Below are 22,842 nucleotides of genomic sequence, written 5' to 3'. Positions count from 1 at the left end.
ATCAAGGAATTAAGGGCATTTAGGGAGAATTGGCTGGGGAACCTGGACTCGAACCAAGATTAACGGAGTCAGAGTCCGTCGTTCTACCATTGAACTATTCCCCAGCAGTTGCCGCCGAAGCATGGCTTGGCTGCTGTGCGGCGCTTATAACCAAAAGCGGGCGGATTGCAAATACCCGTTTTGAAAAAATTCGGTGCCGTGCGGAGGACGTGAAACCAGCCGCAAATCCCCTGTCCAAAAAAGAATTTGGCGATTTCGGCGGGCGCTGATATTCTTGCGGCAACGCAAAAATCGAATGAGCGCCTGCTGCATACCTCAGGGACTTGCGCGGCGCGATGGAAAAAGAACGTGGAAGACCCCGAAGGCGGCGCCAAGCCGCAATTAGACGGGGCGTCGGCGGCAGGGCGCAAGGACGGCAAGAAGTCCAGGCGCCGCAAGGGCAAACGTGGCGGGCAATCCCGCAACGCTGCTCATCCCGCTTCGCATGAGCATTCCGGCGGTGCCGGACAGCCTGCGCGCCCGATGGAAGATGCAGCCGGCAATCCGGCCCGCAAGCGCAAGCGCCGCCGTCGTGGCGGCCATGGTGTTGCGCAGAACGGTTCACCCCAACCTCCTGTGATGGAACAGGCCGCAGCGGCAGAGCATGCCGCCCGGTCCGACGGTGATTCGGCGCCGAGCCGGCGCAATCGCCGCAAGCATCGCGGCAAGCGCGGTCTGCAGGGCCGGCCGCTGACATCGGCAAAGCCTTCCAGTGCTCCGCAACAGGAAAGCCGCGTGGAAGAGACGGCGCGCATATCGGTTCCGCGCGAAACGCAGAACGGCGCGGCCGCCAACCGCAAGGGCCGCCAGGATGGCCCTGTCAATCCCGGTTTTCAGGGGGATCGCCAGGCCGGCGACCATGCCTGGCCGGAAGAACTCTATGCCGCTCTCGATCTCGGCACCAACAATTGCCGTCTCCTCATTGCCCAGCCGACCCGCCCGGGTCAGTTCCGCGTCGTCGATGCCTTTTCCCGCATCGTGCGCCTCGGCGAAGGCCTTGCGGCAAGCGGCCGTCTCTCCGATGAGGCGATGGAGCGGGCGATCGAGGCGCTGCGGATCTGCGCCTCCAAGCTCAGGAACCGGGAGATCCGCCGCATGCGGCTGATCGCCACCGAAGCCTGCCGCCAGGCGGTCAACGGTGAGGAATTCCTCAGCCGGGTCGTTGCCGAAACCGGCCTGACGCTCGAGATCATCGATCGCGAAACCGAAGCGCGGCTTGCCGTCTCCGGCTGCTCCTCGCTGGTCGGTCGCGAAACGCGCTCCGTCGTGCTGTTCGATATCGGCGGCGGCTCGTCGGAGATCGCCGTCATCCGCATCGGCGACAATCGCTTCAGCCGCCTCGCCAACCACATCACCCACTGGACCTCGCTGCCGGTCGGCGTGGTGACGCTGTCGGAGCGCCATGGCGGGCACGACGTCACGCCGGAGGCTTTCGAGGGCATGGTGCGCGAAGTCGAAGGCATGCTCGGAGGCTTCGATTGCCCGGAGATCGAGGTCGCCCAGACCGGCGACTTCCACCTGATCGGCACATCGGGCACGGTGACGACGCTTGCCGGCGTCCATCTCGACCTGCCGCGTTATGACCGGCGCAAGGTCGATGGCATCTGGCTGTCCGATGACGAGGTTTCCGCCATGCAGGCAAAGCTTCTCTCCTGGGATTTCGAAAGCCGCGCCGCCAATCCCTGCATCGGGCCGGATCGGGCCGATCTGGTGCTGGCCGGCTGCGCCATCCTCGAGGCGATCCGCCGCCGCTGGCCGAGCCCGCGCATGCGCGTTGCCGATCGCGGCTTGAGGGAAGGCCTGCTGACAGACATGATGGCCGATGACGGCGTTTGGCGGCGCCACCGCAACCGACGCGGCCAGAGAGCGAGATAGAGGAAGGCATGACCAAGGCACCGATCGCGGGAAACCGCACCGGCCGCAAGCTCGGCCAGCGCGTCAAGAACAAGAAGATGAAGGCCTCCTCGCGCCAATGGCTGGAGCGCCATATCAACGATCCCTATGTGCAGCGCGCCCAGCTCGAAGGTTATCGCGCCCGTGCCGCCTTCAAGCTGCTGGAGATCGACGAGAAACACCATATCCTGCGCGGCGCCAGGCGTATCATCGATCTCGGCGCTGCACCGGGCAGTTGGTCGCAGATTGCCGCCAAGGTTACCGGCTCGACGGACGAGGACATCCGTGTGGCCGCGATCGATTTCCTCGAAATGACCCAGCTGCCCGGCGTCAAGATCCTGCAGCTCGACTTTCTCGATCCCACTGCGCCGGAAAAGCTGCTGGAGGCGGTCGGCGGCACACCCGATCTCGTCATATCGGACATGGCCGCACCCACCACCGGCCATCACCGCACCGATCATCTGCGCACCATGCATCTCTGCGAAGTGGCGGCCCATTTCGCCGTCGAGGTGCTTCAGGAAGGCGGGCACTTCCTGACCAAGACCTTCCAGGGCGGCACCGAGCGTGAGCTGCTCGCCATGCTGAAGCAGAACTTCCGCCAGGTCGTGCATGTCAAGCCGAACTCGTCGCGCGCCGAATCGGTCGAGATGTTCCTGCTCGCCAAGGGCTTCAAGGGGCGCAAGGCGGAAGGTGAAGCAGAGCAAGCTTGATCTCAGGGCCGGTCCTGTCCGATGATGCGGCCCTAAGATTGGAACCGCTGATCCCCATGCTTCTTTACGTCACGCTCGGAACCAACGACCTTTATCGCGCAGGGCATTTTTATGATGCCGTGCTGCCCGTGCTCGGTTATCGCCGCCAGCGCGGTTCGGAGGAGGAAATCGGCTATGCCGCCGATGGCGATACGCGCTGCCGCTTCTGGGTGGTGACGCCCTTCAATCACCGTCGGGCGACGTCGGGCAATGGCGTCATGGTGGCCTTTGCGGCCGAGCGCCGGGCGGATGTCGATGCTTTCCATGCGGCGGCGATTGCGGCGGGCGCCGTCGATGAGGGCGGGCCGGGCCTGCGCTCCTACCATGCCCATTTCTATGCCGCCTATGTGCGCGATCTCGACGGCAACAAGCTCTGTGCCGTCTGCGAAAGCCCCGAATAGAGCATGTCGCGCAAAAGTGTGCAGCGGTTTTGCGCTATAGACATGCGAAAAACTAAAGATCTAAAGCGTGGCAAGCGAATCTGAATGATCGCGACACGCTTTAGGCTGCCTTATTTCACCGCGTGCTGCTCGGCTTCAACAGTTGCTACCGCCATCGTCTTCGAGCGGTGGCCGGAAACGAGCGCGCCGGCATTGCGGTCCATCCGGATGAAGGGAATGGTCGCAATAACAGTCAGTCCGGCGATGATGTAGAAGGCGAGGTGGAAATCGGCGACCTGCAATTCCTCGCCGCTGATATAGATCGAGCTCTCCAGGATCGCGGCGGCGACCGCGACGCCGAGCGCCAGGCTGATCTGCTGCATCACCGAGCTCATCGAGGTCGCCTGGCTGGCTTCGGCATCATTGATGTCGGCGAAGGCGAGCGCATTGACGCCGGTGAACATGAAGGAGCGGGAGAAGCCGCCGAGTAGCAGCACGCCGATGATGACGAGGTGCGGTGTCGACGGCGTGAACAGGCCGGTGACGACAGTCACCAGCGTCGTCACCATGGCGGCGGCAAGCAGCGTCGTGCGGAAGCCGGCGGCGGCGAAGACGCGCTTCGCCATGAATTTGGTGGTGATCGCCCCGATGGCTCCCACAAAGGTGATGAGGCCGGATTGGAACGGCGTCAGCCCGAATCCGAGCTGCAGCATCAGCGGCGTCAGGAAGGGCATGGCGCCGACGCAGATGCGAAACAGCGTGCCGCCCAAGGTGGAGGCCCGGAAGGTCGGGTTCTTGAACAGGTTGAGGTTGAGGATCGGGGCCGGATGGCGCTTGGCGTGGCGCACATAGAGAAAGCCGCAGGCAAGGCCGATTAGAGTGGCGGTGACGCCGATAATCGGGGGCAGGGCCGGCAGGCTCACCACCGACAGGCCGAAGACGACGCCCGCGGCCGAAAGCGAGGTGAGCACGAAACCGGTGAAATCCAGCTTCGGCGGCGCCGTCGCCTCCACTTCCGGCAGGAAGATCGTCGCCAGCCAGATGCCGATGATGCCGACCGGCACGTTGATCAGGAAGATCCAGTGCCAGCTGAAATAGGTGGTGATGAAGCCGCCGAGCGGCGGTCCGGTGAGCGGGCCGACGAGCGCCGGGATGGTGAGCAGCGCCATGGCCGAGACCAGATCGCTGCGCTTCGTCGTGCGCACCAGCACCAGGCGACCGACCGGGGTCATCATCGCGCCGCCCATGCCCTGCAGGAAGCGGGCGAAAACGAATTCGACGAGGTTGGAGGAGATGGCGCAGAAGATCGAGCCGATGACGAAGACTGATATGGCAAGCCGGAAGATCTTCTTGGCGCCGAACCGGTCGGCCATCCAGCCGCTCACCGGGATGAACACCGCAAGCGCCACCATGTAGGAGGTCAGCGCCAGCTTCAGCGTGATCGGCCCGACATGCAAATCACTAGCGATCGCCGGCAGCGCCGTCGCAATGACAGTCGAATCCATCTGTTCCATGAAGAGGGCGACGGCGAGGATCAGCGGGACGATACGATTCATAGGCGGGAGCCTTGATGGGGCAGCGGATTGAAGCTGGGAAGGCCAGTGCTGTTTAGTCCCAGTTCCCAGCCGTGCCAATCCCCAAATCCGGGTCGTTGACGCGTTCGCTTCACGTCTGCGTGAGACGACTTGCGCATCAACGTCGGCAGTCAAGATTGACATATGTTTACTTGGCCGGAGCAAGAAATCCGGCTGGGATCGACACCGCGGGCCGTGCGGTGACGCATCGCACGTCATAAGAGGATGGACATATGGCAATTTCATCGGGAATAAAGCGGCGCACCCTTTTTGCCGCAGGCTTTGGCATGCTCGCGGCGCCGGCAATTTTCAAAGAGAGGGCCGAAGCGGCCGCAACTGGAGAAAGCAATCATATGGATGGAACGCTTTTGCCCGAGATCAATCAATTCAAGCTCGGTTCCTATAAGTTCACCGTGGTCCGTGACGGCACCAGCATCGTCGAAAAGCCCTATGAAACCTTCGGCACCAATCAGAACCCCGAAACGGTCCAGGCGTTGCTGACCGCAAACTTCCTGCCGGTCGACAGGTTCATGAGCTTCTACACGCCGGCTCTCATCGATACCGGTTCGGATGTCATCCTCGTCGATACCGGCTTCGGCGCTGCCGGCCGCGCTCGCGGCGCCGGCCAACTGACCGAAGGCCTGAAAGCGGCAGGATATTCGGCCGACGACGTCACGCTGGTGGCGCTGACCCATCTGCACGGCGATCATATCGGCGGCCTGATGGAAAACGGCACGGCTGCCTTCAAGAATGCCCGCTATGTCGTCGGCCAGGCGGAATATGATTTCTGGTCGGACAAGGCACGCGAGGGCACGCCGACCGAAGGCAGTCACAAGGCGGTGCTCGCCAATGTCGCACCGCTCGCCGAAAAGACCACCTTCATCAAGGACGGCGATAGCGTCGCGCCCGGCATGACGGCGATGCTGGCGGCCGGCCACTCGCCGGGGCACATGGTGTTCCACGTCGAATCCGAGGGCAAGCGCCTGGTGCTGACCGGCGATACGGCCAATCATTATATCCTGTCGCTGCTGCGGCCGGATTGGGAGGTGCGCTTCGACATGGACAAGGCGCAGGCGGCGGCTACGCGCCGCAAGGTTTTCGAGATGATCGCGACCGACAAGATCGCCTTCCTCGGCTACCACATGCCGTTCCCGGCGGTCGGCTTCGTCGAGAGGCAGGATGGCGGTTATCGCTTCGTGCCGAAGACCTATCAGTTCGACATCTGATCCGGAGCAATTCCAGCAAAGTGCGCAGCGGTTTTGCCGGGAAAAACGCGAAGCGACTTTCTCGGGAATGCGTAGGAAGAAGGTTCTGAAGCGCGAGCAGCGAATCTGAAAGATCGCGATGCGCTTTAGACGCATGGCACCCATGACGAGCCCGGCGGACGCGTCGGGCTTTTTGCTATTTCCTTCCTGTCATAGACGTGTTACCAGCCCTCGCCAACTTCCAAGCAACTCATGCACACCGCCGGGGCGGACGATTCGTTTCCGGGCCGGGTTGCATTTTTCTTAAATGAAGGAATTTGGCCATGGCACGCATCATAGAAACGGCAACCGGCGCGGACGCGCTTACCTTTGACGACGTGCTGCTGCAGCCGGGACATTCTGAGGTCATGCCCGGCCAGACGAATATCTCCACGCGCATCGCTCGGGATTTCGAACTCAACATCCCGATCATCTCATCCGCCATGGATACGGTCACCGAGAGCCGCCTGGCGATCGCCATGGCCCAGGCCGGCGGCCTCGGCGTCATTCACCGCAACCTGACGCCGATCGAGCAGGCCGAGCAGGTCCGGCAAGTGAAGAAGTTTGAAAGCGGCATGGTCGTCAATCCGGTGACGATCGGCCCCGATGCCACGCTTGCCGATGCACTCGGGCTGATGAAATCCTACAGCATTTCCGGCATTCCTGTCGTGGAGAAGTCCGGCCGCCTCGTCGGCATCCTGACCAACCGCGACGTCCGCTTCGCTACCGATCAGGAACAGAAGATCCATGAACTGATGACCAAGGACAAACTGGTCACCGTCAAGGAAAACGTCGATCAGCAGGAGGCCAAGCGCCTGCTGCATTCGCATCGCATCGAGAAGCTGCTGGTGGTCGATGCCGAAGGCCGCTGCGTCGGCCTCATCACCGTCAAGGATATCGAGAAGTCGCAGTTGAACCCGAACGCTTCCAAGGATGCGCAGGGCAGACTTCGGGCTGCGGCCGCCATCAGCGTCGGCGATGACGGCTTCGAGCGCGCCGAACGGCTGATCGAGGCCGGCGTCGATCTTCTGGTCGTCGACACCGCCCATGGTCATTCGCAACGCGTCCTCGATGCCGTCACCCGGGTCAAGAAGCTTTCCAACTCGGTGCGCATCATGGCCGGCAACGTCGCCACTTATGACGGCACCAGGGCGCTGATCGATGCCGGAGCGGATGCGGTCAAGGTCGGTATCGGTCCGGGTTCGATCTGCACGACGCGCATCGTCGCCGGCGTCGGCGTGCCGCAGCTCGCCGCCATCATGTCGGCGGTGCAGGCCGCGAATGATCAGGACGTGCCCGTCATCGCCGATGGCGGCATCAAGTTCTCCGGCGATCTGGCCAAGGCGATCGCCGCCGGCGCTTCCGCCGTCATGATCGGCTCGCTGCTGGCCGGCACCGATGAGAGCCCGGGCGAGGTCTATCTCTACCAGGGACGCTCCTTCAAGGCCTATCGCGGCATGGGCTCCGTCGGCGCCATGGCCCGCGGCTCGGCCGACCGCTACTTCCAGGCCGAGGTGCGCGACACGCTGAAGCTCGTGCCGGAGGGCATTGAGGGCCAGGTGCCTTACAAGGGGCCGGTCTCGGGCGTCATCCACCAGCTCGCCGGTGGCCTCAAGGCGGCCATGGGTTATGTCGGCGGCAAGGACCTCAAGGATTTCCAGGAGCGGGCCACCTTCGTGCGCATCTCCGGTGCCGGTCTTCGCGAAAGCCATGCCCATGACGTGACGATCACCCGCGAGAGCCCGAACTATCCGGGCGCCGGCCTCTGATCATGAAGGCGGGCAGCGGGATTCCTCTCTGGATCGTCGCGCTGCTCGCAGCCCTCTGCCTTGCCGTGCTCGCCTGGACAACCTTCGGTTTCGTCGTTCCGTTCAAGCACGAAACCAGGCAGGCGGTGCTCGATACCTATTTCGCCGGTTACGATGAGTCGGCGGTCTTCCACATGCAAAAGCTGCTCGATGAGAACGAGACGGCGACCAGGTTGCTGCGCGCCATGTATTTCGGGCCGGAGCTGATCTTTCCGGCACTGCTGACGGCGCTGCTGTTCCTCGCCTTCCTCAAGCTCGGTCCTGCCGGTGCGTGGTTTGGCCGATCGGTGCATCCGCCTGTCGGCAGGGCGATTTATCTGCTGCCGTTCATCTACGGCATCGCCGATTATGGCGAGAACATCTCGAGCCTCATCGCCTTCGGTAATGGTGCGCCCTCAACGCTTGCAACGCAGCTGCTGCCGTGGATGACGCGGCTGAAATTCGCAAGCCTCGCCATCTGCTTCATCCTCATTGTCCGGCTTGCCATCGGCCGCTGGCTTGCGCCGCGTGAAGATTGAGGGTGCCATCAGCCTGTCCACCGCCACGTCGGATTTGAAAGCCGCGCCACCATGAAATCCGAGAGCACCTCCACCTTCGCAGGTCGAGCCCGGGCAGAGGGCGTGACGAAATAGAGCGCTCCGCTCGGCAGCGTCCAGTCGGGTAGGATCGCTTTCAACCTGCCATCGGCGAGATATTCGTGCGCCATGAATTCCGGCAGCTCTACAACCCCAAGGCCGTGCAACGCCATTGGAATCAAGGCTTGCGAATTGGTGGAGCGCAACGGACCGGCCGGCACGACAACTTCCTCTTCGCCTGCCTTATTGCGAAAGCGCCAGACGTCCTGGCGCGGCCGATAGGCGTATCCTAGACAATGATCGGCCTTAAGCTCGCGCGGATGTCGCGGCGTGCCGTATCGATCGAGGTACGCAGGTGCAGCGAGAATGAAGGGAGCGACCGCTGCCAGCCTCCGGGCGACCAATGAGGAATCCGGCAGAACGGCAATTCTCAGGGCAGCATCGAATCCGTCTCCCACCAGGTCGACGACGGCGTCGCTCATATGCAGGTCGATAGAAATATCGGGATAGAGGTCGAAAAAATCGGGCAGGATCGGCGCCAGCCAGCGTGTGCCGAAGGCCATCGGCGCGGCAAGCCGGATAAGCCCTCGCGGTCGGCTGGACAGCTCGCGCGCTGCATTTTCCGCAGCCTCTGCCTCCGCATAGAGCCGCGAGGCACGGTCGACCAATCGCAAGCCGAAATCGGTCAGCGCCAGTTGCCGCGAGGTGCGGTTGAAAAGCCGTGCGCCAAGTCTCTCCTCCAGCCGGCTGACGGCCCGCGAAACGGTAGGCACCGATACACCGAGCGTCCTAGCGGCGCGAGCGAAAGAACGCTCTTCGGCCACCTTGGCGAACATGGCCAGGCCTTCGAAATCCGGAAAGTTCGTCATTTCATTCCTGTAACGATAGCTTTCATTTCTTTCTATTTTGAAACGTTTCCCGCGTCCATATCTCAGTCTCGGTCGAACAACAGGAGACGACAATGACACAGAGATTGAGTGGAAAGATCGCAGTGATTACCGGCGCGACATCGGGCATTGGCCTTGCCACTGCCAAGCGTTTCGCCGCCGAAGGCGCCCAGCTTTTCGTGACCGGCCGGCGCAAGGACATGCTCGACGCGGCGGTTGCGGAAATAGGGGGTAAGGTTGTCGGCATCCAGGCGGACTCGGCAGAGCTTGCAGACCTTGATCGGCTCTATGAACGCGTGAAAGCCGAAGCCGGCCGGATAGATGTGCTGTTCGTCAATGCTGGCGGTGGTTCGATGCTGGCGCTCGGCGAAATTACCGAAGAGCAGTATGACGACACGTTCGACAGAAATGTGAAAGGTGTTCTTTTCACCGTGCAGAAGGCTTTGCCGCTGCTCGGTCCGGGCTCATCGGTTATCCTGACGGGATCGACGGCGGGCTCGACCGGCACACCCGCCTTCAGTGTTTACGCCGCCTCGAAGGCCGCGTTACGAAGCTTTGCTCGCAACTGGATCCTTGATCTCAAGGATCGCGGCATTCGTATCAATACGCTGAGCCCCGGTCCTACAAAGACAACTGGTCTCGTCGAACTCGCCGGCAAAAATGAGGCGCAACAGCAGGGCTTGCTCGATTATCTCGCAACCCAGGTGCCAATGGGGCGCGTCGGCCGCGCCGAAGAGATCGCTGCCGCCGCACTCTTCCTCGCTTCCGACGATTCGAGCTTCGTCACCGGTATCGAACTCTTCGCCGACGGCGGCGCCGCGCAGGTGTGACGAAATCCGGCGGCCCCCAATGTTGGATGGCGGGCCGCCGACGCTGGTATCCCGATCGTCTTTCGACTAATGCTCGCGTTGAAAGCGGAAGCAGAAGCGGAAAGGAAACGGCAACATATGACCGGCTATCAAATCTTCTGGCCACTCCTCGCCCATGTGACCCTGGTCTACGGTCTTTATGCGCTGCTCGGCATGCGGCGCGCGAAAATGGTCCGCGCCGGCAGCATCGCCAAATCGGATTATCGCGAAAATCGCGGCGAGCCGGCCGAAAGCCTCATCGTCAAGAACTGCCTCGCCAATCAGTTCGAACTGCCCGTGCTGTTCTACGCCTGCTCAATTCTTCTCTATATCACCGAGGCCGACAATCTCATCTCTGTCGTCCTCGCCTGGGCCTTCGTCGCCCTGCGCTACGCCCATGCCGCCATTCACGTCACCAGCAACGATATGCGCTACCGCAGCCCGATCTTCGCCGCAGGTTACATCATACTCGCCGCCATGTGGGTATGGCTCGCCGCATGGATGGCGATGAGCTGAGGCGCGCGTGCGCCTCGTCCGTCACTGACCGGTCACGCGGCTGACACCGTATCGGTACCGGTTGCGATGGGTAAAATCACATCCTGGAATCGTGATCGTCACGGGCTTTTCCCAACCGTTAAAATGCGAGCATTTCCATTTACCGCCGATGAACACCCTGCATGTCATGCCTTCCGCCGCGAACAATAAAAATGGGAACGACATGGGCGCGGAAAGCATGGATCGGATCGGCTTGCGCAGGAAGCCGAAGCAGGAACGCAGCATCCAGAGGCTGGATCTCATTCTTGCCGCGGCCGCCAGGATCATTGCCGAAAAGGGCGTCAGCGCCATGCGGATGACGGAACTCGCCGTCGCCGCCAAAGTGCCGATCGGTTCGGTTTACCAGTATTTTCCCGAGAAGGCGGCGATCGTCAAAGCCCTGTTCGACCAGCACGCTTCGGCGATCCAGGCGAAGACGGCGGCGATGTTTGCCGACGTCAGGTCGCTCGACCAGGCGCTCGACCGCGTCTGCGCCATCATCGACTGGTATTACGATTCCTACCATGACGATCCCGTTTATCTCGGCGTCTGGATGGGAACGGAGACCGATCAGGATCTGCTGCAGCTGAACATCGAGCATAGCGGCCGCGTCGCCGGTATCTTCCATGACGCCGTGCGCGATCTCACTCCCGACCTTTGCGACGAGGATATGTACGCGCGCACTTACCTGTTCAGCCACCTGATCGGCGCCGTCATCCGGCTTGCCGCCGTCAGCGACAAGGAGTTGGCGCGGCGCATGCTCGACCAATGGAAGCGCGTCATCCGCGCCTCCCTTTTCACCACGAGCGTGCCTGCCGCTGCTTGAGTCGGCTTACCAGCTCGGCACCATATTGGCGGCCTTCAGCCGCGGATAAAGGCGTGCCTGGGCGGATTTGACATCGGCCTCGAGAGTATCGTCGACGACGGCAGGGGTGATGTTGTCGAGGCAGGCGGTGATATGCGCCGTGATCGCGTTCATCAGTGAGAGCGAAACGCCCGGCCGCTTCATGATGCCGATTTGCACCGGCGGCAGCGCCGGAAAACCGTCGGCCTGGCTCAGTACTTTCATGCCTGTTCGCAATGCCGATTCCGGCATGACCGAAACCGCCATGCCGGCAAGCACGGCAGCGGCAACGACGGTGCAGGACCAACTGGTGAACAGGATCTGGTGCTCGCGTCCCACAGCATCGAGCGCCGAGCAGGCGAGCTGGCGCCACTGGCAGTCGCGCCGGCCGACGGCAAGCGGCACCGGCGCGTCGTCGCGGATCGGATGGTTGGCCGAGCCCACCCAGCAGAGCGGCTCGGTTCTCACCACATCGGACATGCGCTCGCGCGGATTGTGGGTGACGAGGGCGATGTCGAGCTCGCCTTTGTGCATGCGCTCGGCGAGATCCACCGAAGGCTCGCAGACGATGTAGAGTTCGACATTCGGATGCGTCTTGGCGAAGCGGCCGATGATTTCGGGCATGTAGCGGTCGGCATAATCGTCCGGCGTGCCGATCCGCAGCGTCCCCTCCAGCCTGTTGTCGTCGAAGGCGGCGATCGCCTCATTGTTGAGGCGGATGATGCGCCGGGCATAGTTGAGCAGCTTTTCACCCTCGACCGTCAGCCGGTTGCCGCGCCCATCCTTGATGAACAGCTGCTTGCCAATGCGCTCTTCGAGGCGGCGCATCTGCATGGAGACGGCCGATTGGGTCTTGTAGACCCTGTCGGCCGCCTTGGTGAAGCTGCCGGAATCGACGATGGCGATGAAAGTCTGCAGTTGGTCGAGATCAAGAGGTGCGGACATGGTTTCACCCATAAAGATAGCTGATGATAATCATTAGAAACATTCGTTGGACTGATCAATAGGTCTTTGGCATCTTCGGGATGCAAATCAAAGCAAAGTGAAGGACAGACACCCTGCCTGTCCAAGCGGAATTCAGCTTGCTCCTTCCCGCACGACCTCGCGGGAGGGGTGGGTTGCGTTGCGCGCCGATCTAAAACGTTACAGCGCCCTTCATGCGTCTAAAAGACGTGCGGCACTGTACAGAAAGGAGAGTTCAATGCGCATGACAGACCGGACACTCGAACTCGACTGCGGCAAGCCGACCCCGACGTTTTTCCAGCGTCTGGCGGCAGGCCTCGCACCGTTGGCCTCTCTCTTTCGCGTGTTCCGCAATCGCATGGAGATCAACGCGCTGCATGATCTGAACGACACGCAGCTGAGGGATATCGGCCTTACCCGGGCCGATCTGACCTCCGCGTTCCTGGCGTCGACCTTTTTCGAGGACCCGTCGGAACATCTGACGCGTTCGGCGCGCAATCGCTGGCGCCTGTCGTCTCTTTTGCGCTCCTACGAATAGTAGGAGCGTCGAGTTTCCCCGCAGGGTGATAGCCAATAGCCCTGCCGCTTGACCCGGTGATAGGCTTTCCCAAGCCATCTCCGGGTTTTTTTATTCGGAGGAGGGCTTCGGCCGATAGGTTTCGAAGATCGCCTCCAGGTTCTTCTGGTAGCTCTTCTGCACTTCCAGTCCACTGTCGAACATGGCGTTCAGCATCTGGGTATAGCTGTCGGCATTGACCTTCGCCTCTTCCTTCGACGCCTCCGGCGTCTTGGTCTTGGTCTTGGTCTTGGTCGGGGCCGCCGGCTGCTGGCCGAGCCCGCCCATCATCTCCTGGAAGGCCTTGGCGAAGGGATTGTCGAGGAAGGGGTTCGGCGTCGGCGTTGGCGCAGGCTTCGGCACCGAAAACATCTGCTGCATTGCCTGCGTGAAGGGATTGTCGAAGATGCTGGGCTCCGGGGCCGGCTTCGGCGCGAAGCCGGTACTCTCAAGCCATTTCTGGATGGTCTCGCCCATCGCTGTGTTGACGAAGGGGTTGACCGGCGAGGCCATCTGTCCGGTCGTCTGCTTGAAGAGCCCGCCCATCAGCGTGTCGGCCAGCACCGGCAGCATCCGCTTGTAAATATCCTGGCCGATGCCGGTCATCTGTGCGGCCTGGGCGGCGACCGCGCGCGAAACTTCCTTCGAACCGAAAAGCTGGGCAAGGATGTTGTTGCCGTCGGAAATTCCTTCCGGCGTGAAGGCCCGGCTCATATCCTCGAAATATCGCCCATAGTTGCCGGAGGAGACCGCCTGCATCAGCCCGACGAAATCGTAAGGGTTGCTGGTGCTGCGCTTCAGCCCGGCGGAAAAGGCCGGCATCAGCGCCGCCATCGCCTTCGTCGCCTGTTCCTGCGCGAGGTTGAACTGCCGGGCGATCGCTTCCATCGCCGCGCCGTTCTGCGCCTGCATCATCATGTCGAAGAGTGGCAGCATGGAGGTCCCTTTCCCCGAGTCGTGACGCGTGTCACGTCACTATATCCGGAAATGGTAATGTGCAAACGGCTTTTTGCCATAAGAACTTAGGGAGGAATTTTGCTGGAGCATGCGGCCGAGGCGCCAACGAACGGAGCTGATGAGGCAAAAGCGGCCACAACGACGGCAAGTTGGTCGGGATATATGCTATCCTCACCGAAACCGATCCCTGCGCGCCGGCGTTTCCTTCTATGGCCGAGACGAAATCCCCCGCTGGTCACGACGACGCGCCGCCCGGTGAAGACGGTGAAAAGCCCGGCGCGGATATTTCCTTTCCCTATGACAGGATGACCGTCGAGCAATTCCGAAGACGCTTTCCCCGTGCCCGCTGGAGCGATGCCCGCAAGGCCTGGTTTGTTCCCGGCCGGACGGCGTCCAGCCGCATCGGACGATGGCTTGCCGAGATGGAGGCCGAAGCCGACGCCCACGCCGATGCGAAGGGACGCGACGCCTTCGTCTTCGATCCGATCGACAGTGCCTATCTCGAATTCGGCAAGGCAGGTTTCCGAATTCGCACACCCTATTCGAAAACTGTCGTTGACGAACTGCGCGAGGTGCCGTTCTCACGGTGGGACGGTGATCTCAGAATATGGCACGTTCCCTTCCGGTCCTATGAGGAACTCCGACGCCGGTGGCCTGATATCGAGGCTGCGGCGCGCAGAAACGAACCGGAGGAGAGACGGCGTCGCGCCGAGGAGCGCAAGGGGACCGAACTGGATATACGCAGCAAGCGCCGCTCCGCGGAACGCAAGCGTCATCGTTACCCGCTTCAGAGCGATGACTTGCCGCCGATCGGACGTCCGGTGGCCACCGCCTATGGAATCGTCGTCTTTACCGACATCTCAGGCGAACTGGTCGAACCGGACGTCGTTGCGGACTTCTATCCCGGCGTAACCGAAGATCACGTCTGGGGACATTGGCGGGTTCCCACACTCGAAGAACTCGTCCGCACCTGGCCGGCGAAAGTTCCTCCGGTTGAGGACGCCGAGTGGTGGCTGCCGACGATCGATGAACTGAGACCGGCTCGCCGTACGGCACGATCGCGCGAAGCCAGGAAGCGCGCGAAGGCGCCGTGAACCAACTTGAATTCCTTGAATCAGTCTCGCCTTAGTACTGATAGTCCTCGAAGACGGGTTCCACGGAACCGTTCCAGCGGCCGTGATAGAGCGACAGCAGATCCTCGGCGAGCGTTGCTTTCTTGGCGAGCACTTCGTCGAGCGGCGCAAGGAAGATGGTCTCGTCCTGGCCTTCGCCGTTGAGCTTGCCGCGCGCCTTGAGGCCGGCCTTTGAAATGCCGATCACCTCGCGCGCCATGTCGAAGAGCGGATGGCCGCGGAATTGCGCCTTCAAGCCTTCGGCGGGAACGGCATTGCGCAGGGCGCTGATCTCGGCAAAGCTCCAATCCTTCGTCAGTTCGTCGGCGGCCTCAAGGGCCGTATCGTCGTAGAGCAGGCCGACCCAGAAGGCCGGCAGCGCACAGATGCGCCGCCAGGGGCCGCCGTCGGCGCCGCGCATTTCCAGGAAACGCTTCAGCCGCACGTCGGGGAAGAGTGTCGAAAGATGGTTCGTCCAGTCCCCCATCGTCGGCGCCGGATCGGCGACCTCGCCCTTCAACGCGCCGTTCATGAACTGGCGGAAGGTGACATGGGTACAGTCGTGATAGTGGCCGTCGCGGACGATGAAATACATCGGCGCGTCGAGCGCCCATTCGGCATAATCGCGGAAGCCGAAATCGTCGCGGAAGGTGAAGTCGAGCAGGCCGGCGCGTTGGTTATCGACATCGCGCCAGATATCGCCGCGCCAGGAAAGCAGCCCGTTCGGCTTGCCTTCAGTGAAGGGCGAAGATGCGAAGAGGGCGGTCGCCAGTGACTGCAGCTTCATCGAGACGCGCATCTTTTTGCGCATGTCGGCTTCCGAGGAGAAATCGAGATTCACCTGGATCGTGCAGGTGCGGTACATCATGTCGAGACCCTGGGTGCCGACCTTCGGCATATAGCGGGTCATGATCTCGTAGCGTGATTTCGGCATTTGCGGGGTTTCCGCATAGGTCCATTTCGGACTGCCGCCGATGCCGAGGAAGCGGATGCCCATCGGCTCGGCGATTTCCCGCAGCGTCGCCAGATGCTGGTTCGATTCCTTGCAGGTCTCGTGGATCGTCTCCAGCGGTGCGCCGGAGAGTTCGAACTGGCCGCCGGGCTCGATCGAGATCGCGCCCATGCCGTTCTGCTCGGCAAGGCCGATGATGTTGCCGCCGTCGGTGATCGGCTCCCAGCCGCTTTTCTTCTGCAAGCCGGTCAAAAGGGCCGAAATACTGGCATCGCCGAAATAGGGAACCGGACTGTTGTCGGCGCGGAAGAAGGCGAACTTCTCGTGTTCGGTGCCGATCCGGAAGCGCTCCCGCGGCTTGTTGCCGGCGGCAATGTAATCGGTCAGATCCTGGACCGAAGAGAGCGGTGTCTGGTCGGTAGTGTCGCGGGCCATGCGGGATACCTGTATTCAAAAAGGCGCCCAGGGGGCCGGGCAGTTGGAAGGCTGATTAGGACCCAAGCCACCCATGTTGCAAGTGAAATTGTTTCAACGACGCATCAAAAAAATAGCAGCGATTTCTATGTCAACCCGTTTTCGCCCTAATTCCAGTCGCCGATCGCCGCCTGGACCACCGCCAGCGCCGCAACGGCCGCCGTATCGGCCCTGAGGATGCGCGGTCCGAGCGGAATGGCGGTGACGAAATCGAGGCTTCGAAGCCGCGCCCGTTCCTCTTCCGAAAAGCCGCCTTCCGGCCCGACGAGCAGAGCAAGATGCTTTTCCCGGATCGCCGACAGCACCGGCAGCGGGTTCTGCCCGGCGTCGCCCTCGTCGCAATAGATGATGCGACGCTCGCTCGGCCAGCGGTCGAGCAGGTCGAGAAGCCTCACCGGCTCGGTTACATCGGGGATGCCGAGAATGCCGCATTGTTCCGCCGCCTCGACGACATTGGCGCGCAGCTTGTCGAGATTGGTGATCTTGCCCTGGACGTGCTGGGTCATGACCGGCTGCAGCAGGCCGGCTCCCATTTCCACAGCCTTCTGCACGAGATAATCCATGCGGCCGACCTTGAGCGGCGCAAAGAGATAATGCAGGTCGCAAGGCTGCGGCTGCGGCCGGGTCTCTTCGGTTGCCGTCAAGAGGATGCGTTTGCGCGTAGGAAAAGTGAGGGTCGCCTTCCACTCGCCGTCGCGGCCGTTGAAGAGCAGGATCTCCGCCCCTTCCTCCATCCTCAGCACATTGGCGAGATAGTTGAACTGGTCGGTATTTGCCTCGAGGACGGCGCCGCGGGAAAGCGGCGCGTCGACGAAAAGCCGTTGCATACGGAAATTGGCGCGCATTCGAAAACTCGGGGTTTCACACGAAGAGCGCGAACATAGCCCAATAAATCATTGCCGCAAGCGCCCCCGAAACCGGCACGGTGACGATCCAGGCAGCGACGATCGTCATGAAATGCGACCGTCGCACGAGATAGCGCCGCCGCGTCTCGTGAATGTTCGGCTCCTCCGGCTCGTCGATATCAAAGCTCTCGGCCTTGCGCCTGATATAGGCGATGCGGCGCTTCGAATGACGCGTGTACCATTCGCGGAAGAATCCGACGCCGAAGACCGAGCCGACGGCGATATGCGTGGTGCTGACCGGCAGACCGAGCCAGGAGGCGACGATGACGGTGAAGGCGGTCGACAGCGCGACGCAATAGGCCCGCATCGGATTGAGCTTGGTGATCTCCTCGCCGACAAGGCGGATGAGGCGCGGCCCGAAGAGCAGCAGGCCGACCGAGATGCCGAAGGCGCCGATCAGCATCACCCAGAGCGGCGGATGGCCGATGGCGTCGCCGCCGACGCCGACCGAATGGACGATCGCCGACAGTGGCCCGACCGCATTCGAAACGTCGTTGGCCCCGTGCGCGAAGGACAGCAGCGCCGCAGAGCCGATCAGCGGCAACCGGAACAGCACCCGCAGCGAGCTGTTGCGGTTTTCGAGATCCCGCGCCTGGGCGAGAACGAGCGGCCGGGCGGCAAGCCAGCTCACCAGCCCGATGCCGATCCCGATGAGGATGATGGTGTAAGATTGATATTTGCCGGTGGGCGACAGCTGCAGCACCATATAGGCCATGAAACCGCCGGCCATCACCGCGACCAGCACCGGCACCCAGCGCTTGGCCGCCGCGACCTTATCGTCGCTATAGATGATCAGCGTCTTGACGAGATATAGCAGCCCGGCTGCGATCAGACCCCCGATCAGCGGCGAGGTGATCCAGCTCGAAGTGATTTCCAGCATCACCTGCCAGTTCACCGGTTCCGGCCCGACGGCTGAGATGCCGGCTCCGATCACTGCCCCGACGATCGCATGGGTGGTGGAAACCGGCGCATTCATCCACGTCGCGAGATTGATCCAGAGGGCCGCCGCCATCAGTGCCGCCATCATGATCCAGCCGAGTATTGCCGGCGGCACCTGGACGGCGTCGACTAAGTTCGAGGAAATTGTCTTGACGACCTCGCCGCCGGCGATGGTGGCGCCAAGGATCTCAAAAATCGCCGCGATGACCAGGGCCTGGCCCATCGTCATGGCGCGCGCGCCGACCGCGGCACCGACATTGTTGGTCACATCATTGGCGCCGATGTTCATTGCCATGTAGCCGGCAAGCGCCGCCGCCGCCACCACCAGCATCGCTCCCGGCCGGTCGAACACGTAGACGCCGGCAAAAAGCATGGCCAGACCGAGAAAGATCAGTCCGAGACCGGGCGCCACCAGCCGCCGCAAAACATGCTTCGCCACGTCCTCGGCATGGGTGATCTTGTCGAGGTCCTTGTCGAGCGTGCGTTTCGTGAGGACTGCGGGACGTGGCGCCATTCTTGTTCCTGAGAATGAATCTGCTTCTACGCTGCTTTTCTAGCAGTGCAAGATGGCAGGAATCATTCCGCCGGAATTTGCTTGGCCGCCGAAATTTGGTTGTCCGTTGAAATTTGCGTTGCCGCGTTGGCCGAAAGCCTGTCGGTCATCTTTTTCTTGAAAGCAAGGAAGAGGTGACGGAGCTCCGGTTCGCGCACCCGCCCGGCCGCCTCGTCGAACGAGACCCATTCGATGCGGCGCTCGCCTTTTTCCTTGAAGTTCTTCATCATATTGGTGACTTCGAGCGCATAGACCTGCACCTTGCAGACCACCTGCACCCCATCGCGCAGCACTTTGGGATAGGTATAGGCGCCAAGCGTCTCCGGCTCGACCACGCCGCGCACGCCGGCTTCCTCGAAGGCCTCCTGCATCGCGACCTCATGGGCGCATTTGCGCGTCATCGGCCAACCCTTGGGAATGACCCAGCGGCCGGTGTCGCGACTCGTCATCAACAGCACCTCGACCTCGCCGCTCTTCTTCTTAACCCGGTAGCAGAGCGCACCATATTGCTGTCGCGGCGGGCGCCGGAACATCAGTTGCACATCGGAAGCCAGTCGGGCGAAAAGAGTCAATTGTCGGGTCACCTTCACAGTCGTCGTTAGGAATCACTCATATACGTATATCACGGAAAGCTTACGCAATCCAAAATGGCATGACGATTCGAAACGCCATTTGATCGTCGTTCATAGGGAAAATCGAGGTAGGACAGGTTCGGAGAATCCGTCACGCCCTGTCTCGAATGCGTCACATTGCACAGCTGTACAATATGGCGTGATCTTGCCTTTCGTTCAATGGCAAGATCAAGTGATGCACTATGATTTTCGAATGTGGTAATCATGCGTCTACCCCCTCTCAACGCCGTCCGCGCCTTCGAGGCCGTCTGCCGTCACGGCAGCATTCTGAAAGCTGCCGAAGAGCTGAATGTGGTGCGTGGCGCCGTGCGTCAGCAGATCGCCACGTTGGAGAATCACCTCGGCCGCAAGCTCTTCACGCGTGACGGCCGCCGGCTGGTTCCGACGGTGCAGGCGAGCGCTTTCGCCGCCGCAGCGGGCATAGCTTTCGACATCCTGCAGCGCGCCGTTTTGGAGCTCGAAGGCGCCGAGCAGAATCGCATTCGGCTCGGCGTGCCCTCCGCCTTCGCGGTCTGGTGGCTGATGCCGCGCGTCGCGGATATGCAGGCAAGTGTCGGCGATACGGCGGTCGAGATCGTGCCGATGACCGTGGTCGAACCGCTGCAGATGCACCCGGAGTTGGACGCTGTGATCATGGGCGGTGAATACCGGCCGGCCCCGGGGATCACCGCTCTGCGATTCATGGAGGACGAATTCGGCCCGGTCTCCACACCTTCGCTCGCCGCGACACTATCCAAGGACCCTGCAGCGATGGGTGCACTGACGATGCTCGCCAGCCGCAGCGTTCCGAAGCTCTGGGACGAATGGTTCGCCGAAAGCGGCACGCGGCCGGTCGTCTTTTCCCGCGTCCAGGAATTCGAGGATCTGCTGCTGGCGCTGGGGGCTGCCCGCTCAGGGCTTGGCATCGCGCTTGCGCCGCGTGCTTCGATCGAAGACGATCTCGAACGCCGCCATCTAGTGGCGCCCTACGGCTTCATCTCCCGCCCGTCGGGCTACAGCTTCTGCTGCCGCACGCCGGATGCGAAACGGCCGGCCTTTGGGGCTTTGTCCGGCTGGCTGCTTCGTTGCGGGACGTCGGGCTGAAAGGGCAGATTTTCTGCCCCTTCGCCAGAATTACTTCCATATTCGCAGCCCTGTTGCTCCGCTAAAAACAGCACCAAGGCGCAAATAGGAAAGAGATGATGGAAAAGACCGCAACCCGTATCGATTGGATCGGCGGCAGCTGCCGGCTGCTCACGGCGACGGCCGCCGAATTCGAGCGGACGCGTCCTTTCGAGGGTCTGTCGATCGGTACCGGCATCCATCTCGAGCCGAAGACGGTGGCGCTGTTGATGACGCTGCGCGCCGGTGGCGCGCGTCTCGTCTGCACCGGCAATCTCAACAGTACCCAGCCGTCGACGGTCGAGTTCCTGCGTTCACAAGGCATCACCGTCTTTGCCACGCAGACGACCGATCCCGCCGCCCATCATCAGAGCCTCGAAGCGGTCATCGCCGAGAAGCCAGATCTGCTGCTCGACAATGGCGGCGATCTCTTCGCCATCGCGGCGGAAAAGCCCTATGCCAATCTCCTGGGCGGCACCGAGGAGACCACTTCGGGGCGCACCCGTCTGTTGCCGCTGCGCGAGCGGCTGGAGATGCCGATCCTCGTCATCAACGACAGCCCGATCAAGCAGTTCGCCGAAAACAGGCATGCCGTTGGCCAGAGCCTGTTCGAAAGCTACCTGCGTTTCACCAACCGCTCCACCAACGGCAAACGCGTGACCGTCTTCGGCTACGGCGCCTGCGGCAAGGGCACGGCCGCCTGTTTCCGCAATGCCTTTTCAACCGTCAGCGTCGTCGACATCGATCCGGTGACGACGCTCGAAGCCCATCTCGACGGTTTCGTCACGCCGTTGCGCGACCAGGCGATCCGTTCGGCCGACATCATCATCACCGTCACCGGTTTTGCCGGGATCGTGACGGCAGCCGACCTGCCGCTCGTCAAGGACGGCGCGATCCTGATGAATGGCGGCCATTTCCCGCATGAGATCGATGTCGAGGCCCTTCGCCGCCATCCCGATGTCACCGGCATCGATCGCTACGAGGCCGACCATATCGAGACCTTCCATCTCGCCGACGGCCGTTGCTTCCATGTACTCGGCGGCGGTCACATGGCCAATCTCGCCGGTCCGCGGCCGCTCGGCAATACGGTCGAATCGATGGATCTCGGCTTCACGCTCCAGGTCCGTTGCCTGGAACGCATCGCCAGGGGAGAGGCCGGTTCCCAATCCTGCGTCGTCCGCGTACCCCGCGATATCGATGCGATGGTGGCGAACGCCTATCTCGATCTGGCGCGCTAATTCTCTCGTCGAGGTTAGTCGATCTCGACGACGAGCTTTCCATCCGCCTGCCGGCTTTCGATCAGCCGATGCGCCTCATCGGCACCGGCAAGGGTGAAGCGGCGCCTGTCGAGCTTGGGCATCACCTTGCCGGCTTCGACGAGCTTCGTCATCTCCCGCATGATCTGACCGTGATGGGCGCGTCCCTCGCCGATCAGAAGCGGCAGCAGCGTGAAGACGCCGGAATAGGTGGCGGCCTTGAAGGAGAGCGGCGCCAGCGCGTGGCTTCCCCAGCCAAGACAGCTCACGACATGGCCGAACCGGCTGACGGCATGGAATGCCGTATCGAGCCCCTGGCCGCCGACCGTATCGTAGACCAGATCGAAACCCTTGCCGCCGGTGTGTCTTGCGACATAGGTTTCCACCGTTTCCACGTCACGATCGATCGGTGTTGCGCCAAGGCCGGCGAGATAATCCGCTTTCGAAGCGCCGTCGACCACATAGACCTCGGTTCCGGCAGCCTTGGCGATCTGCGCGACGATATGGCCGACACCGCCGCCGCCGAGTACGAGAACCTTCTGGCCGGCCTTGACCCCGGCGCGGTCGACAAGCCCTTCCCAGGCGGTGATCGAGATGAGCGGCAGGGCGGCTGCCTCGCGCATCGACAGATTCTGTGGCTTTGGCGCCAGCAGCGCGGCGTCGACGGCTGCAAATTCGGCAAGCGATCCCTGAATGCCGCCGACCCCGCCGGTCATGCCGTAGACCGCGTCGCCGCGGCGGAAACCACTGACGCCAATTCCGATCTCTTCGACGATGCCGGCCATATCGATGCCGAGTATGGCGGGAAGCGGATGGCGGGCATGGACCGCATTACCGGCCCGGATCTTGAGGTCGAGCGGGTTGACGCCGCTTGCCTTGATGCGCACCAGAACCTGGCCCTCGCCGAGCGACGATTTTGCAATATCGGCGATCCGCAGCGGCGAATTCGGCGTCTCCGCCAGCAGTGCTTTCATCGTTGATTGGACAGGCATGGAACTCTCCTTCGTTCGCAGCGCGGCGTCTGCTGGGGCGTCGGCAATGGCTTGTGCTGGGAGAAGATGGTGCAT

The 22,842-nt window shown here is 62.0% G+C and carries 22 protein-coding genes and 1 tRNA gene; 13 read left to right on the top strand and 10 right to left on the bottom strand.

The features are described from left to right. Positions 1-30: 30 nt before the first annotated feature. Positions 31-104: transfer RNA gene (locus EEQ99_RS13130), tRNA-Gln, on the bottom strand. A 244-nt stretch (positions 105-348) separates the two neighbouring features. Between EEQ99_RS13130 and EEQ99_RS13125 the strand changes: the two genes are divergently transcribed. From EEQ99_RS13125 to EEQ99_RS13115, 3 genes are read left to right on the top strand one after another with little or no spacing between them, the layout of a single operon-like run. Then, positions 349-1,914 carry a Ppx/GppA phosphatase family protein gene (locus EEQ99_RS13125; RefSeq protein WP_047614400.1) on the top strand — a complete coding sequence of 522 codons (1,566 nt, stop codon included), beginning with the start codon at positions 349-351 and terminating at the stop codon, positions 1,912-1,914. Between the two features lie 8 nt (positions 1,915-1,922). Next, a complete protein-coding gene (locus tag EEQ99_RS13120; RefSeq protein WP_047613760.1) occupies positions 1,923-2,642 on the top strand; it encodes an RlmE family RNA methyltransferase in 720 nt (239 codons plus the stop codon). Between the two features lie 56 nt (positions 2,643-2,698). Further along, entirely contained in the window at positions 2,699-3,082 is a 384-nt protein-coding gene (locus tag EEQ99_RS13115) for a VOC family protein (RefSeq protein ID WP_063476384.1), read from the top strand. A 110-nt stretch (positions 3,083-3,192) separates the two neighbouring features. Here the strand turns inward: EEQ99_RS13115 and EEQ99_RS13110 are convergent, their stop codons facing one another. Further along, on the bottom strand, positions 3,193-4,617 hold the full coding sequence (locus tag EEQ99_RS13110) for a DHA2 family efflux MFS transporter permease subunit (protein WP_063476385.1): 1,425 nt from the start codon (positions 4,615-4,617) through the stop codon (positions 3,193-3,195). 251 nt (positions 4,618-4,868) lie between these two features. Here EEQ99_RS13110 and EEQ99_RS13105 point away from each other — a divergent pair, with 251 nt between their 5' ends. The 3 genes from EEQ99_RS13105 to EEQ99_RS13095 all read left to right on the top strand — a co-directional run bounded on the left by EEQ99_RS13105 (position 4,869) and on the right by EEQ99_RS13095 (position 8,205). After that, positions 4,869-5,861: an MBL fold metallo-hydrolase gene (locus tag EEQ99_RS13105; RefSeq protein WP_028757700.1), complete on the top strand. Its 993-nt coding sequence runs from the start codon at positions 4,869-4,871 to the stop codon at positions 5,859-5,861. Between the two features lie 302 nt (positions 5,862-6,163). Further along, on the top strand, positions 6,164-7,648 hold the full coding sequence (gene guaB, locus EEQ99_RS13100) for an IMP dehydrogenase (protein ID WP_047613763.1): 1,485 nt from the start codon (positions 6,164-6,166) through the stop codon (positions 7,646-7,648). Positions 7,649-7,650: 2 nt separating this feature from the next. Next, positions 7,651-8,205 (top strand): hypothetical protein, encoded by a 555-nt coding sequence (locus tag EEQ99_RS13095; RefSeq protein ID WP_127430574.1) that lies wholly within the window; start codon positions 7,651-7,653, stop codon positions 8,203-8,205. A gap of 8 nt (positions 8,206-8,213) precedes the next feature. Here the strand turns inward: EEQ99_RS13095 and EEQ99_RS13090 are convergent, their stop codons facing one another. Beyond that, on the bottom strand, positions 8,214-9,131 hold the full coding sequence (locus EEQ99_RS13090) for a LysR family transcriptional regulator (RefSeq protein WP_028757095.1): 918 nt from the start codon (positions 9,129-9,131) through the stop codon (positions 8,214-8,216). 92 nt (positions 9,132-9,223) lie between these two features. On the opposite strand from EEQ99_RS13090, the gene EEQ99_RS13085 reads away from it, so the two are divergent. From EEQ99_RS13085 to EEQ99_RS13075, 3 genes are all read left to right on the top strand, one after another. Further along, a complete protein-coding gene (locus EEQ99_RS13085; protein ID WP_127430573.1) occupies positions 9,224-9,979 on the top strand; it encodes an SDR family oxidoreductase in 756 nt (251 codons plus the stop codon). 117 nt (positions 9,980-10,096) lie between these two features. After that, a complete protein-coding gene (locus EEQ99_RS13080; RefSeq protein ID WP_047614402.1) occupies positions 10,097-10,513 on the top strand; it encodes an MAPEG family protein in 417 nt (138 codons plus the stop codon). A 202-nt stretch (positions 10,514-10,715) separates the two neighbouring features. Beyond that, entirely contained in the window at positions 10,716-11,357 is a 642-nt protein-coding gene (locus tag EEQ99_RS13075; RefSeq protein WP_047614404.1) for a TetR/AcrR family transcriptional regulator, read from the top strand. Positions 11,358-11,363: 6 nt separating this feature from the next. Here EEQ99_RS13075 and EEQ99_RS13070 read toward each other — a convergent pair whose 3' ends face one another. Further along, entirely contained in the window at positions 11,364-12,320 is a 957-nt protein-coding gene (locus EEQ99_RS13070; protein ID WP_003588350.1) for a LysR substrate-binding domain-containing protein, read from the bottom strand. A 256-nt stretch (positions 12,321-12,576) separates the two neighbouring features. Between EEQ99_RS13070 and EEQ99_RS13065 the strand changes: the two genes are divergently transcribed. Next, on the top strand, positions 12,577-12,876 hold the full coding sequence (locus tag EEQ99_RS13065; RefSeq protein ID WP_028757089.1) for a YjiS-like domain-containing protein: 300 nt from the start codon (positions 12,577-12,579) through the stop codon (positions 12,874-12,876). 90 nt (positions 12,877-12,966) lie between these two features. Here the strand turns inward: EEQ99_RS13065 and EEQ99_RS13060 are convergent, their stop codons facing one another. Beyond that, positions 12,967-13,830, bottom strand: a complete 864-nt coding sequence (locus EEQ99_RS13060) for a DUF937 domain-containing protein (RefSeq protein ID WP_127430572.1) — start codon at positions 13,828-13,830, stop codon at positions 12,967-12,969. A gap of 230 nt (positions 13,831-14,060) precedes the next feature. Between EEQ99_RS13060 and EEQ99_RS13055 the strand changes: the two genes are divergently transcribed. After that, the gene (locus tag EEQ99_RS13055) at positions 14,061-14,945 is read left to right on the top strand and encodes a hypothetical protein (protein WP_047615307.1); all 885 of its coding nucleotides are present in this window, start codon (positions 14,061-14,063) and stop codon (positions 14,943-14,945) included. Between the two features lie 31 nt (positions 14,946-14,976). Here the strand turns inward: EEQ99_RS13055 and EEQ99_RS13050 are convergent, their stop codons facing one another. The 4 genes from EEQ99_RS13050 to EEQ99_RS13035 form a co-directional block, all read right to left on the bottom strand. Further along, positions 14,977-16,350 (bottom strand): glutamate--cysteine ligase, encoded by a 1,374-nt coding sequence (locus EEQ99_RS13050; RefSeq protein ID WP_028757086.1) that lies wholly within the window; start codon positions 16,348-16,350, stop codon positions 14,977-14,979. A gap of 146 nt (positions 16,351-16,496) precedes the next feature. Continuing rightward, on the bottom strand, positions 16,497-17,234 hold the full coding sequence (locus EEQ99_RS13045; RefSeq protein WP_127430571.1) for a 16S rRNA (uracil(1498)-N(3))-methyltransferase: 738 nt from the start codon (positions 17,232-17,234) through the stop codon (positions 16,497-16,499). Positions 17,235-17,250: 16 nt separating this feature from the next. Further along, the gene (locus EEQ99_RS13040; RefSeq protein ID WP_127430570.1) at positions 17,251-18,747 is read right to left on the bottom strand and encodes an inorganic phosphate transporter; all 1,497 of its coding nucleotides are present in this window, start codon (positions 18,745-18,747) and stop codon (positions 17,251-17,253) included. 62 nt (positions 18,748-18,809) lie between these two features. Further along, a complete protein-coding gene (locus EEQ99_RS13035) occupies positions 18,810-19,358 on the bottom strand; it encodes an NUDIX hydrolase (protein ID WP_127430569.1) in 549 nt (182 codons plus the stop codon). A 264-nt stretch (positions 19,359-19,622) separates the two neighbouring features. On the opposite strand from EEQ99_RS13035, the gene EEQ99_RS13030 reads away from it, so the two are divergent. Together EEQ99_RS13030 and EEQ99_RS13025 are read left to right on the top strand one after the other, a co-directional pair. Next, a complete protein-coding gene (locus tag EEQ99_RS13030) occupies positions 19,623-20,501 on the top strand; it encodes a LysR substrate-binding domain-containing protein (RefSeq protein WP_127430568.1) in 879 nt (292 codons plus the stop codon). Positions 20,502-20,599: 98 nt separating this feature from the next. Continuing rightward, the gene (locus EEQ99_RS13025) at positions 20,600-21,757 is read left to right on the top strand and encodes an adenosylhomocysteinase (RefSeq protein WP_127430567.1); all 1,158 of its coding nucleotides are present in this window, start codon (positions 20,600-20,602) and stop codon (positions 21,755-21,757) included. A gap of 14 nt (positions 21,758-21,771) precedes the next feature. Here the strand turns inward: EEQ99_RS13025 and EEQ99_RS13020 are convergent, their stop codons facing one another. Continuing rightward, the gene (locus tag EEQ99_RS13020) at positions 21,772-22,767 is read right to left on the bottom strand and encodes a zinc-dependent alcohol dehydrogenase family protein (protein ID WP_127430566.1); all 996 of its coding nucleotides are present in this window, start codon (positions 22,765-22,767) and stop codon (positions 21,772-21,774) included. Between the last annotated feature and the right edge of the window lie 75 nt (positions 22,768-22,842).

It is taken from the genome of Rhizobium anhuiense, from assembly GCF_003985145.1.
GTDB lineage: Bacteria > Pseudomonadota > Alphaproteobacteria > Rhizobiales > Rhizobiaceae > Rhizobium > Rhizobium anhuiense.
The sequence above is the reverse complement of the archived record's forward strand: the minus strand, read 5'-3'. Positions and strand labels throughout refer to the sequence as shown.